The organism is Xanthobacter wiegelii, assembly GCF_043193855.2.
Classification (GTDB): domain Bacteria; phylum Pseudomonadota; class Alphaproteobacteria; order Rhizobiales; family Xanthobacteraceae; genus Xanthobacter; species Xanthobacter flavus_A.
In genome coordinates this window covers 3,718,261-3,730,309 of the sequence record NZ_CM195529.1, presented here as the reverse complement: position 1 = coordinate 3,730,309, position 12,049 = coordinate 3,718,261, and the positions used below count along the sequence as shown (strand labels likewise).

Annotated in this window: 11 protein-coding genes; 3 read left to right on the top strand and 8 right to left on the bottom strand. The window is 67.6% G+C overall.

Translation table 11 applies throughout. The annotated features are described in order from the left end of the window. Positions 1–9: 9 nt before the first annotated feature. Together V5F63_RS17350 and V5F63_RS17345 are read right to left on the bottom strand one after the other, a co-directional pair. Positions 10–981, bottom strand: coding sequence for an ABC transporter substrate-binding protein (locus tag V5F63_RS17350; protein ID WP_209484354.1), 972 nt, complete (start codon positions 979–981; stop codon positions 10–12). 237 nt (positions 982–1,218) lie between these two features. Further along, positions 1,219–2,391: an MFS transporter gene (locus V5F63_RS17345; protein ID WP_394100763.1), complete on the bottom strand. Its 1,173-nt coding sequence runs from the start codon at positions 2,389–2,391 to the stop codon at positions 1,219–1,221. Between the two features lie 102 nt (positions 2,392–2,493). Here V5F63_RS17345 and V5F63_RS17340 point away from each other — a divergent pair, with 102 nt between their 5' ends. Beyond that, entirely contained in the window at positions 2,494–3,417 is a 924-nt protein-coding gene (locus tag V5F63_RS17340; RefSeq protein WP_209484351.1) for a LysR family transcriptional regulator, read from the top strand. Positions 3,418–3,489: 72 nt separating this feature from the next. After that, entirely contained in the window at positions 3,490–4,419 is a 930-nt protein-coding gene (locus V5F63_RS17335) for an HpcH/HpaI aldolase/citrate lyase family protein (protein WP_394100764.1), read from the top strand. Here the strand turns inward: V5F63_RS17335 and V5F63_RS17330 are convergent. After that, the gene (locus tag V5F63_RS17330) at positions 4,353–5,552 is read right to left on the bottom strand and encodes a GGDEF domain-containing protein (RefSeq protein ID WP_394100765.1); all 1,200 of its coding nucleotides are present in this window, start codon (positions 5,550–5,552) and stop codon (positions 4,353–4,355) included. The two genes, V5F63_RS17335 and V5F63_RS17330, sit on opposite strands and share 67 nt — an antisense overlap. A gap of 400 nt (positions 5,553–5,952) precedes the next feature. Here V5F63_RS17330 and V5F63_RS17325 point away from each other — a divergent pair, with 400 nt between their 5' ends. Next, entirely contained in the window at positions 5,953–7,437 is a 1,485-nt protein-coding gene (locus V5F63_RS17325; protein WP_394100766.1) for a carbohydrate porin, read from the top strand. 66 nt (positions 7,438–7,503) lie between these two features. Here V5F63_RS17325 and V5F63_RS17320 read toward each other — a convergent pair whose 3' ends face one another. The 5 genes from V5F63_RS17320 to V5F63_RS17300 form a co-directional block, all read right to left on the bottom strand. Next, the gene (locus V5F63_RS17320) at positions 7,504–8,031 is read right to left on the bottom strand and encodes a DUF5943 domain-containing protein (RefSeq protein WP_394100767.1); all 528 of its coding nucleotides are present in this window, start codon (positions 8,029–8,031) and stop codon (positions 7,504–7,506) included. Between the two features lie 182 nt (positions 8,032–8,213). Next, positions 8,214–9,188: a dipeptidase gene (locus V5F63_RS17315; protein WP_394100768.1), complete on the bottom strand. Its 975-nt coding sequence runs from the start codon at positions 9,186–9,188 to the stop codon at positions 8,214–8,216. Between the two features lie 39 nt (positions 9,189–9,227). Further along, entirely contained in the window at positions 9,228–10,283 is a 1,056-nt protein-coding gene (locus V5F63_RS17310) for an ABC transporter ATP-binding protein (protein WP_394100769.1), read from the bottom strand. Positions 10,284–10,307: 24 nt separating this feature from the next. Next, positions 10,308–11,114 (bottom strand): ABC transporter permease, encoded by an 807-nt coding sequence (locus V5F63_RS17305; RefSeq protein ID WP_394100770.1) that lies wholly within the window; start codon positions 11,112–11,114, stop codon positions 10,308–10,310. 7 nt (positions 11,115–11,121) lie between these two features. Further along, complete coding sequence (locus tag V5F63_RS17300) at positions 11,122–12,048, bottom strand: ABC transporter permease (protein WP_245327200.1); 927 nt, start codon at positions 12,046–12,048, stop codon at positions 11,122–11,124. Position 12,049 lies beyond the last annotated feature (1 nt).

Below are 12,049 nucleotides of genomic sequence, written 5' to 3'. Positions count from 1 at the left end.
TTGCCGCCCTCACTTGATGCCGTTGGACGCCTTGGCGGCATTGAGCAGGTCGAGCTTCACCCAGTCCTCGGCCTTGGCGGGCGCGGACATCTTCCCGACGCCGTACTTCGCCATCACGTCCGTGGTCTTCTGGATGTGGTCGGCGCTCATCTCGAGGGAGTAGGGCGAGTTGGCGAGGGCTTCCTGGAACTCCTCGCCGGTGAGCTGGCCCTTGAACACGTCCTGCGTCACGAACTTCTCGGCGGCCTTGGGATCGTTCATGAAGATCTTCTGCGCCTTCACGAAGCAATCCATCAGCTTCTTCGCCGTCTCGGGACGCTCCTTGTAGAACTTCTCGCTCATCACCAGCGTGCGGATGGGCGAGCCGATGGGCGTATCGTAAGGCTTCAGCACCTCCACGCCGAAGCCGCGGGCGATGGCCTGCGCCGACTGCGGCTCGGTCTGCATGATGGCGTCCACCTGCTTCTGCAAGAGCGCCTGGTTGAGGTCGGGATAGCCGAGATAGACGATGGTGATGTCCTTGGCGGACATGCCGTTCTTGCCGAGTTCGGCAGCCAGCAGCACTTCCTGGATGGAGCCGCGTGTAACGCCGACGCGCTTGCCCTTCATGTCGGGCACGGCCTTGATGCCGCTGTCGGGGGTCGCCAGAAGCCGCGCGCCGCCGCTGGCGAAGCCGCCGACGATATAGATGGGCGCGCCATTGCCACGGCCGGAGATCGCCGCCTCGGAGGCGGTGGCGCCCACGTCCAGCTCGCCGGCGAGGATCGCCTGCATCACGTCCGGCCCCTTGGGAAAGAGCTTGAGATCGATGGCGATGCCGCAGCTCGGCGCGATCTCCTTCATGTAGGAGACGCCGGCGAAATGGGCGAGCTTGAGGTTGCCCACCCGCACGGTTTCCTGCGCTGTGGCCGCGCCCGCCGCAACGGCGGACATCAGAACGGCGGACACAAGGGTGGCGGTGATGCGAAGTCGTTTAAGCATGGCGCTTCTCCCAGGAGCCCGGCATTGGTGCCGGTTCGAATGCGCCATCCATTGCACCGCGCATGCCAGCCATGCGGCCTGCGCCAGACTTACTTAATGCGTTGTGATGATGCTGGTTTCTTAGGGCATCGCGAAGAGAGGCGGGCGAAAATCCGCCGGTTCACAGGAAGGGGCGGCGGAAATCCGCCACCCCTCGCGCCTTCCCAAGTCGACGCCGTGCAGCCGGATCGCGGGCCGTCAGCCGCAGGCCGTCGCGGCCTTCAGGCGCTGGCGGCTGCGCCGCAGCAGGAGCGTGAAGGCGAGGCCGGCGAGGGCGGTGGCCGCTCCGGCGAGGGAGACGGCGGGATAGCCGAGGCCCGCGTCGATCACCGCGCCGCCCAGCGCCGCGCCCAGCGCGTTGCCGAGGTTGAAGGCACCGATATTCATTGCCGAGGCGAGGTGCGGCGCCTCCGCCGCCTCGTGCACCACCCGCATCTGGAGCGGCGGCACGAGGGCGAAGCTTGCGATGCCCCACAGGAAGACCAGCGGCACCGTGGCGATGTGCGAGCTCATGCCCGGCACGAACAGGACCAGCAGCACCGCCACCGCCGCCAGCGAGCCGATGAGCGTGCCGTCCAGCGAGCGGTCGGCGAAGCGCCCGCCCAGCCAGTTGCCGAGCGCGAGGCCCAGCCCGTAGACCACCAGCATGGCGGTGACGAAGCCGGATGCGGCGCCGGTCTCCACCTGAAGGATCGGCGCGATATAGGTGAAGACGGTGAACATGGCGCTGGAGCTGACCACCGTCAGCAGCAGCGCGGCGAGCACCGGGCCGCGCATCAGCACCTTGAGTTCCGAGCGCATGTCGCTCTCGCCTTGCACCTCCAGCGGCGGCAGGGAGAGGCGCACCGCCAGCATGGCGACGGCGCCGATGACGGCGATGCCGAAAAAGGCCGCACGCCAGCCGATGGTCTCGCCCACGAAGGCCGCCAGCGGCACGCCGCCGATGGTGGCGATGGTGAGGCCCGAGAACATGGCGGCGACGGCCCCGGCGCGCTTGTCCGCCGGCACCACGCTCGCCGCAACCACCGCGCCGACGCCGAAGAAGGCACCGTGATTGAAGGAGGTGACAATGCGGCCGGCGAGCAGCATCCAGTAGCCGTCCGCAAAGGCGGAGATGAGGTTGCCCACGGTGAAGATGCCCATGGAGAGCACCAGCAGCCGGCGGCGTGGCATGCTGGAGAAGGCCAGCGTCATGATGGGCGCCGTCACCAGCACGCCGAAGGCATAGGCGCTCACCAGCAGGCCGGCGGCGGGAATGGAAACGCCGAGATCGGTGGCGATGATCGGCAGCATCCCCATGGGCGAGAATTCTGTGACGCCGATGCCAAAGGCGCCGATGGCCAGCGCCAGCAGCGGCAGGTTGATCTTCATGGGAGGAACTCCGGGGCAAATCGTGTTGCGCCGAATATGGTTGACATTGCAGTGCAGCAATAGAGAGCATCCGAGACCAGCATCTGTGCGCCGGAGTCACGAATGGACCGCCCCGACCGGACCGGAGAGATGGCCGCCTTCCTCAAGGTCGCGTGCGCGGGGAGCCTCTCCGGCGCGGCCCGCGAGCTGGGGCTGACCCCCTCGGCGGTGAGCCGCATCCTCGCGCGTATCGAGGCGCGCCTGGGCGTGCGCCTGATGGTGCGGACCACCCGCCAGTTGCGCCTCACCGAGGAGGGGGAGGCCTATGCCCGCGCCGCCCGGCGCATCCTCGCCGACATCGACGAGACGGAAGCCGCGCTCGCCGACCGGGCCAATCCGCGCGGGCGCATCCGCGTCAGCGCCGCCATGGCCCACGGGCGCCTCGTCATCGTGCCCCTGCTCGGGGAGTTCGTCGCGCGCTATCCGGACATCGAGGTGGAGATGGAGCTGAGCGACGAGGTGGCCGACGTGCTCGGCGGGCGGGTGGACGTGGCCATCCGCTTCGGCCCCCTCGCCGACAGCCCGCTGACCGCCCGCCGCCTCGGCGAAACGGGGCGCACCGTCCTCGCCGCGCCGTCCTATCTCGCCCGTCACGGCACGCCCCGCGTGCCGGCGGACCTCGCCCACCACAATTGCCTCGATTTCAGCTTCCGCCGCATCGAGCCCGGCTGGCCGTTCCGGGAGGAGGGGCGCGACTACATGCTGGAGGTGAAGGGCAACATCACCGCCAACAACGGCGAGACGCTGGTGCAACTCGCCGCCCAGGGCGTCGGCATCACCCGCGTCGGCAATTTCCACATCGACGAGGCCCATGCGCGCGGCGAATTTCCGAGCGGCACGCTGGTGCCGCTGCTGGAGGCGTTCAACCCGCAGGACCGGGAGAGCATCCACGCGGTGTTCGTGGGCGGCGCGAACACGCCGGCCCGCGTGCGCGTCTTCGTCGATTTCCTGGCCGCCAAGCTGAAGGGTCCGCATCCCGGGGCGTGACCGCGTGCTCCCTTGCCTCTTGTGCGCCCCCCGCGTTCCGGCTCATCTCGCCGCTTCGGGAGAGGACGAGCGATGTCGGCGACAAAAGAGAAGACCCCCGCCCAGACGGGCGCGCGCCGGCCGCCGGCGCTCCGGCGCAGCTGGCTGTTCGCGCCGGGTGGCGACAAGGGCGCGCTGATGGCGGCGACCACTTGCGGTGCGGATGCGCTGATTCAGGAACTGGAGGATTTCACGCCGCCGGAATTGCGGGCCGAGGCGCGCTCCCTCTCGGCCGGAGTCATGGCGGCGTGGCGCGCGGCCGGCATCGTCGCCTGCGTCCGCATCAACCCCTTGGAGGGCGACGGCCTCGCCGACCTCGCGGGCGTCATCGAAGGGCGGCCGGACGCCGTCCACCTGCCGAAGATCGCCGAGCCCGCTCAGGTCGTGGCGCTGGACGCGGAAATCACCCGCCACGAGGCGAGGCTCGGCCTGCCGCCGGGCGCCATCGAGATCGTGCCCAACATCGAGACCGCCCGCGGCATCATGCAGACCTATGCCATCGCCACCGCCAGCCCACGCGTGACGGCCGTGCTCTGTTCGACGGAGGATCTGGCGGAAGACCTCGACGCGCCGCGCAGCCGGGCAGCCGTGGAACTCGCCTATGCGCGCCAGAGGCTGCATCTGGAGGCGCGGGCGGCGAAGGTGCTCTCTATCGATTGCCCCTACACCTTCGCGGATCCGGAAGGCTGCGAAGCCGATGCCCGCGCCGGCCGGGCGCTCGGCTACAGCGCCAAGAGCGCCGTGGAGCCGGGCCATATCGCGCTCATCAACGCGGTGATGACCCCTTCCGCAACCGACATCACCGAGGCGGAAGCGGTCGTCGCGGCCTTCGAGGCGGCCCGCGCCGCCGGGCAGGACCGGGCGCGGCTCGGCGACCTGCTCATCGAGGTGCCGTTCTATCTCTCGGCCAAACGGCTCCTCGCCCGCGCGGCGTCGCTGGAGGCGGGGCGCTCCGCCTTGTGATAGCGGTTCCGGCCGCCCGCCTTGGCCTGGTAGAGGGCGACGTCCGCGCGGCGGATGGCGGAGGCGAGGGGCTCGCGGGCCGCGACCAGCGTGCCGCCGAGGCTGGCCGTGATGCGCTGCCCGTCGGGCAGCCAGGGGAAGCGCATCTCCTCCGCTCCGGTCCGCAGCCGCGCGGCGACGCGGGCGAGGGCATCGGCATCGGCGGCGGGCATCAGCAGGCAGAATTCCTCGCCGCCGATGCGGCCGCACAGATCCCGCGGACCCGCGCAGGCGGCGAGCAGCGCGCCGAACCGCCGGATCACCTCATCGCCCGACGGATGGCCGAAGCGATCGTTGATCGACTTGAAATGATCGAGGTCGCACATGAGCAGGCCCACGTGCGTTCCGGGTGGTGCGGCATCGACCAGACGCTCCGCGCGCTCGAGGAAAGCGCTGCGGGTGAGGACGCCCGAGAGGCCGTCCCGCTCCAGCCGGCCGGTCGCCTCGGCGATGACCTCCCTCACCACGAGGGCCAGCAGCGCCACCCCGAGCATGAGCGACAGGATGCTGCCGGCGGTCTGCGAATATCGGGCATAGGAGCTGAAAAGATAATCGCGGACGCCGTTATCCGCCCCGTGGAGGGGGATGAGCACGGCCTTCGCCGCGAACTGCAGCGCGCAGAGCCCCAGCACGGTGGCCAGCACGAGATCCACCGCGCGTCGCGACCCGTGTCGCAGGACGGTGCCGGCGGCGAGCGTCGTCAGGGCCGCGAACGGCAATTGGTAGGTCAGCGCCTGCGCCCAGCCCCCGCGTGGAAGGTCGACGCCAAAGAGCGCCGTGAACGCTACCGCGGCGAGCGTTGCCAGACTCAGCCAGCGGATCGACGAACCGGGCCGGTAGTGGCGCGCGAGCCCCGCCGCGATGAGGAACAGCGCGGTTAGAAGAGAGCCGAACGACAGGGTCGATGCGAGCCGGACGGAGGGAAGCTCCCGCGCCAGCGCCTCGATGGTCACGGTGGCGGCGGCGCAGACAAAGGCGGCAGCGCACCAGCGGCCGAGCCTGATGGAGGAGCGCCAGCTCGTGCCCAGGAACGCCGCCGCGAAGGTGAGGCCGATGGCGCAATTGATGATCAGCAGGAATGTGGCGTCGGTCATGGCGCCCCTCTTTCTTGCCCTATCGGCACCGGGCCATCGCGCGTTGCAAACTTACCACATCTTGCGCCGATCCATCGCTGGCAGGTAGCCAGTGACGATGCGCGCGGGCGTGGTCGGTAGCACGATCCGGCGATCTAAGCACAGATTCCGTCGATGTTTTTCTGCCGGACAGAGGCGCGGGAGGCGTCATTTCCATACCGCTAGTTTAGAGATATTCTATATCAATAAGGGTCCCAGCAGATTGACAAAGCGGGGCCGCATGCCCCCAATCCGGCCTTGTTCGCGGCGATTTGCAGGCTTTGTCAGCCTCAGGCGTCGCGCTGTAAAATGGTAGTCGCACAGTCGCGGTCGGGCCGCTGTTGTGCGTCTGTGCACCACCTGCCTGCTGGGGGATTTCGAGATGTTGGATACCGTGCTTCGGACCGCCGCCCGCCGTAGCCGCGGGAGCCTTCCGGGCACCCGGTCCCTTCTCGCCCGCTATCTTCTCGCCGGTGTCGCGGCTGGTGCGCTGCTCGGCGCCCCCTTGCTGAATGTGGCGCACGCCGCCGACGTCGCCACCAAGGCTCCCGCCGAACCGGCGGCCGAGGAAGAGGAGGCGGAGCCCTCCATCGCCCCGCAACTCGGATGGCTCGGAGACTGGGGCGGCTACCGTCCCAAGCTGGAGGCGGCCGGCATCAAGGTGGGCGTGAACTATATCGGCGAGCTCTGGCGCAACGTGGACGGCGGCCTCGGCACCGGCACCGCCTACAACGGCCGCTTCCAGTTCTCGCTCGATGCCGATCTCGAAAAGCTGTTCAACTGGAAAGGCGCGACCTTCCACGTCAGCGCGCTGCAGATCCAGGGCTCGGGCTTCTCCGGCCAGTATCTCGGCAACATCATGGGCGTCAGCAATGTGGACGCCCTCTCGAGCACCCGTCTGTTCGAACTCTACATCGAGCAGACCTTCGCCGACGGCAAGTCGAGCGTCCGCTTCGGCCAGCTTTCCGCCGATTCGGAGTTCGCCATCAGCGAGAACGGCGGCCTGTTCCTGAACTCCACCTTCGGCTGGCCGGCCCTGTTCGCCGCCGATCTGCCCAGCAGCGGCCCGGCCTATCCGCTGGCGACCCCCGGCGTGCGGCTGAAGTGGGTGGCGAATGACGAATGGACCGTCATGCTCGGCCTCTTCAACGGCAATCCCGCGCCTTGCTGCGGCGACCCCCAGGAAGAGAACAAGTATGGCCTGAACTTCATCGTTGACGAGGGCGTTTTCCTGATCGGCGAAGTGGCCTACAGCTACAACAGCGCGGACAATGCCCCGTGGCTGCCCGGCACCATCAAGGTCGGCGGCTGGTACAATTCCAACTCGTTCGACGATCAGGTCTACGACATCTTCGGCGTGCCGCTCGTGAACCCGGCGTCCATCGGCCTGCCGAACCAGATCCAGGGTGACTACGCCTTCTACGCCATCATCGACCAGATGATCTGGCGGATGCCCGGCACGAAGGACAAGGGCATCAGCGTGTTCGGCCGCGTCACCGCGGCGCCCAGCGCGCAGAACCAGATCGGCTTCTACTGGGACGGTGGCGTCACCTTCAAGGGCGTGATCCCCGGGCGCGAGGACGATGCCTTCGGCGTCGCCTTCGGCAATGCGCGGGTGACGAATGCCGCCCAGCAGGCCGATTTCTACACCGGCATCTACAACGGCAGCTACTACCCCATCCGCAGCAGCGAGACCGTTCTGGAAGTGACCTATTCGGCGCAGGTGATGCCCGGATGGACCATCCAGCCCGACTTCCAGTACATCTGGAACCCGGGCGGCGGCGTGCTGAACCCGAACGATCCGTTCGGCCTGACCACCGTGAAGAATGCCGCTGTGTTCGGCGTGCGCACCACCATCAACTACTGATCGAGCCAAAGAAAAGCCGGGCGGCCGCGAGATGCGCGCCGCCCGGCTTTTTTGTGCGCGTCCGGCTCAGGGGGCCGGCGTCACCTCGAACAGGCAGTGGTCGAAGCCCTCGGCGGCGCACTGCACCTCGCGCGCCTCAAGCCGGCGCGGCGCGCCCGCCTGTTCGCACACGAATTCCAGCGCCCCGGCCAGCCACGGCGCGAACATGTAGCAGAGCTTGCGGCCCGCGCCCTTCGTCGCCTCCGTGACGAAGGAGGAATGATCGAGCCGGATCGTCCCCGTCCCCGCCGCCGGATCGAGGGCGAGGATGGTGAAGCGGCCCCATCCGCGCTGAGACAATCGCTTCATGTAGTGCGCAAATACGTCGGGGCCGGTCAGGCCATAGACCTCCGCCTGCCGCTCACACCACACGAAGGCCGAGAGCCGCCCGGCAGGCGCCAGCGCCGCGTCGAACGCCTCCGCGCCCAGCGCCGCCTCGATGGCGAAGTGGTTGTTGTTGTAGAAGTGCTGCGGCACGAGGATCATGGGCATCTTGTCCACGAACCAGCGGCCGGTCGCCTCGTCCACGTCGATCTCGATTTCAGGCTTCGCCATCTGGGGCCTTCCCGGTGAAGTATGAGCCGTCATGCCCCGGCTCGTCCGGGGCATCCACCGTGCCGAGAGAGCGGCGCTTCGTTGCCTGCATCAGGCGGCGGCGAAGTGGATCCCCCGGACGAGCCGGGGGATGACAGCCTTTCAAGGCATTGCTGCGAGCAAAGTCAAAGGGCGACTTCCTCTCACTTCCCCCACACATCCTTCAGCAATTGCAGCCAGTTTCCACCCATCACCTTCTCGATGCGCGCGGTGGACCAGCCGCGCTTTTCCATCGCCGCGGTGAGGTTGGGGAAGTCACCGATCACACGGAAGCCTTCCGGATTGATGACCTCCCCGAAGTCGGTGAGCTTGCGGCCGGTGCCCTTGTCGTGGGTGATCCAGTCGAAGAAGGGCTTGCCGTAGCCCTGGGTGAAGTCTGTGCCGACGCCCACCATGTCCTCGCCGGCAATGTCGATCACGTATTCCATCGCCTCCACATAATCGGCGACGGTGGAGGCCGGCCCCTTCTTCAGGAAGGGCGGGAACATGGTCACGCCGATGAAGCCGCCCTTGTCGGCGATGAAGCGCAGCTGCTCGTCGGTCTTGTTGCGCGGATGCGCCTTGAGGCCGGCCGGCAGGCAGTGAGAATAGGCGACGCGCTGCTTCGAGGCGAGGATGGTGTCTTCCGACGTCTTCGGGCCGACGTGGGAGAGATCGCACAGGATGCCGAGGCGGTTCATCTCCGCCACCACGTCGCGGCCGAAATCGGAGAGGCCGCTGTCGCGGCTCTCGTAGCAGCCGGAGCCCACCCAGTTCTGGGTATTGTAGGTCATCTGGATGATGCGCACGCCGAGCTCGTGGAACAGCTCGAGATACTCGAGGTGATCTTCGATGGCGGTGGTGTTCTGCCAGCCGAGGATGATACCGGTCTTGCCCTCGTCCTTCGCCTTCAGGATGTCTTGGGTGGTGTAGACCTGAGAGATCAGGTCCGCATTGGCCGCGAAATCCTTCTTCCACTTGGCGATGTTGCGCATCGTCTCGGTGAAGTTGTCCCAGATGGAGCAGGTGCAGTTGGCGGCGGTGAGGCCGCCCTTGCGCATGTCCTCGAACACCGGGCGGGAGAAGTCGGAGATGATGAGCCCGTCGATGACGATGAGCTTGTCGTGAAGGTCGGACACCGGGTTTACCCCTTTATTGGAAACGGATTTCGGGAAGGCTCAGGCTGCCACGAGCGTGCCGGCGTCGGGATGCCAGGAGACGCGGACTGGCTGGCCGGGCTGGAGCGGGGCGGGGCCGCCCACGGCGGGTGAGGGGCGGCGGGCGATGAGGTCGAGGCCGGAGGCGGTGGCGACGCGATAGTCGATGACGAGGCCACGATAGGTGGCGAGTTCCACCACGGCTGGAAGGGCGTTGTGGTTGTCCTCCGTGCCGTCGAGAATCAGCCGCTCCGGCCGCACCGCGAGGGAAAGATCGCCGGAGACGCCCACCGGATCGACGCGTACCTCCTCCCCGCTCGCCAGCCGGAAGCGGCCGACGCCGACAAGCTCGCCGGGCAGAAGGTTCGTCACGCCCATGAACTCGGCGGCGAAGCGTGAGGCGGGGCGGCCGAAGAGATCGTCCGGCGCGCCCTGCTGCTCGATCCTGCCGTTGCGCATGAGCACCACGCGGTCGGCCACCGACAGCGCCTCGTCCTGGTCGTGGGTGACGAAGATGGTGGTGATGCCGAGCTGCTGCTGCAGGGTGCGGATCTCGGTCTTCATCTCGTGGCGCAACTGGGCGTCGAGGTTGGAGAGCGGCTCGTCCAGCAGCAGCACGTCCGGCTCGATGACGAGCGCGCGGGCCAACGCCACGCGCTGCTGCTGGCCGCCGGAGAGCTGCTTGGGCAGCCGGTCGGCGAGGTGGGAGAGCTTCACCCGGTCCAGCGCCGTCTTCACCTTCGCCGCGATTTCGGCCTTGGGAAGCTTGCGCATCTCCAGACCGAAGGCGACGTTCTCGGCGACGCTCATGTGCGGGAACAGCGCATAGTTCTGGAAGCCGAAGCCCATGTTGCGCTTGTTCGGCGGCAGGTGGGTGAGGTCGCGGCCCCCCACGAGAATTCGCCCCTCGGTGACGGGGATGAAGCCGCCCACCATGCGCAGCGTCGTGGTCTTTCCGCAGCCCGAGGGGCCGAGCAGCGCCACCAGCTCGCCCTCTCCAATGGTGAGGGACACATGGTCCACGGCGGTCATGGCGTCGTAGCGCTTGACGATGGATTGCAGCACGACATCGGACATCGTTTCGTTCCTTGGTCTCGCTCCTCAGAAGGCGCGGGAGAGGCGGGCGTAGCGGTCCGAGACGAGGAGCAGCACGCCGATGATGAGGATTTGCACGGTGGCCACCGCCGCCACCGTCGAATCCAGATTCCATTCGAGATAGGAGACGAGCGCGATCTGCAGCGTGGAGCGCCCCGGCCCCACGAGGAAGATCGACTTCTCCAGATCGATGAAGGAGATGACGAAGGAGAACAAAGCCGCCGCCACGATGCCCGGCTTGATGATGGGCAGCGTCACGCGGAAGAAGGTGGTGAGGCGCCCCGCCCCCAAAGACTGCGCCGCTTCTTCGTAGGACGGGCTCATGCCCACCAGCGAGGCGGTGACGAGGCGCACCGTCCACGGCAGCGCGATGAGGCCGTGGGCGACGAACAGCCCCGGCAGGGTACCGGAGATGTCCACGTCCAGCAGGATTTCCAGCTCGATGAAGGCCATGAACAGCGCGGCACCGCCGACGATGCCCGGCACCACCATGGGCGAGAGGAGAAGCGTCTGGATGGCGTCGCGGCCGGGGAAGCGGTAGCGCACCAGCGCGAGGCTCGCCGGCACGCCCAGCACCAGCGAGAGGGCGACCGCCACCAGTGCCGTCTCCACGCTGGTGATGAAGCCGTTGCGGAAGGCGTCGAGCTCCCACGCCCGGGCGTACCAGTCCAGCGTGTAGCCGGTGGCCGGGAAGGAGAGGATGCGGTTGGCGAAGAAGCTGACCCAGATCACCGCGCCCAGCGGCAGCACCACGAAGGCGAGCACGAGGGCGGTGATGGCGGCATAGATGCGGTTGATGGCGAGAAGTCCCATCGGTGCCTCACTCGCTCCAGCGCCGGTAGCGGCGCTGCACCAGGACGTTGGCGGTGGTGGTGAGCACGAGCGTCACCGCCATCAGCACGAAGGCGAGCGCCGCGCCGAACGGCCAGTTCATGGCCTTGGCCACCTGCTGGTAGACGGTGGGCGCCATCATGTGAAACGTCGGGCCGCCGATGAGCACCGGCGTCGCATAGGCATTCATGGAGAGGATGAAGCAGAGCATCGTCCCCGCCAGGATGCCGGGCAGAGCGAGCGGCAGCACCACGCGCCACAGTACGGTGAGATGCGAGGCGCCGAGCGACTGGGCGGCGGATTCAAGATTGGCGTCGATGCCCTCGATGACGCTCTGGAGCGTCACGATCATGAAGGGCAGCAACACCGAGACGAGGCCGATGACGACGGCGGTTGGCGTGTACATCAGCTTCACCGGCGACAGGCCGACGGTCTCGATCACCGCGTTGAACAGCCCCTTGTCGCCGAGGATGACCATCCACGCCGCCGTGCGCACCGCATTGCCCATGAGCAGCGGCAGCACGATGAGGAGGAGGAGCCGGCCCTTCCACTTGTCGCTCGCCTGCCGCACGAGAAAGTAGGCGACCGGGAAGCCCGCCACCAGGCAGAGGAGGGTGGAGAGGGCCGAGATCCACAGGGTGGTGCCGAGCACCTCCTGATAGAAGCTGTCGGCGAAGAAGCGGGCGTAATTGTCCAGCGTCAGCGCCTCCACCATCATCTGACCCGGCACGAACCGGTTCAGTGAATAGCGGAACATCAACGCCAAAGGCCCCATCAGCGCCAGCAGCACGAAGATCGTGGCTGGTGCCGTGAGGCCATAGGCGGGGGCGAGGCGCCGCCCCTCCCGCCCGCGTGGGGCGGGCGGGGATGCCGTCGCCGCCGGCGCGGTGGCGCCGGAGCTTGCGGAGGAGGTCATG

What these genes read in the sequence shown, in the direction of transcription:
- V5F63_RS17300 (WP_245327200.1), bottom strand. Translation starts at nt 12,048, where the DNA reads ATGACCTCCTCCGCAAGCTCCGGCGCCACCGCGCCGGCGGCGACGGCA.
- V5F63_RS17330 (WP_394100765.1), bottom strand. Translation starts at nt 5,552, where the DNA reads ATGACCGACGCCACATTCCTGCTGATCATCAATTGCGCCATCGGCCTC.
- V5F63_RS17350 (WP_209484354.1), bottom strand. Translation starts at nt 981, where the DNA reads ATGCTTAAACGACTTCGCATCACCGCCACCCTTGTGTCCGCCGTTCTG.
- V5F63_RS17340 (WP_209484351.1), top strand. Translation starts at nt 2,494, where the DNA reads ATGGACCGCCCCGACCGGACCGGAGAGATGGCCGCCTTCCTCAAGGTC.
- V5F63_RS17320 (WP_394100767.1), bottom strand. Translation starts at nt 8,031, where the DNA reads ATGGCGAAGCCTGAAATCGAGATCGACGTGGACGAGGCGACCGGCCGC.
- V5F63_RS17345 (WP_394100763.1), bottom strand. Translation starts at nt 2,391, where the DNA reads ATGAAGATCAACCTGCCGCTGCTGGCGCTGGCCATCGGCGCCTTTGGC.
- V5F63_RS17335 (WP_394100764.1), top strand. Translation starts at nt 3,490, where the DNA reads ATGTCGGCGACAAAAGAGAAGACCCCCGCCCAGACGGGCGCGCGCCGG.
- V5F63_RS17310 (WP_394100769.1), bottom strand. Translation starts at nt 10,283, where the DNA reads ATGTCCGATGTCGTGCTGCAATCCATCGTCAAGCGCTACGACGCCATG.
- V5F63_RS17305 (WP_394100770.1), bottom strand. Translation starts at nt 11,114, where the DNA reads ATGGGACTTCTCGCCATCAACCGCATCTATGCCGCCATCACCGCCCTC.
- V5F63_RS17325 (WP_394100766.1), top strand. Translation starts at nt 5,953, where the DNA reads ATGTTGGATACCGTGCTTCGGACCGCCGCCCGCCGTAGCCGCGGGAGC.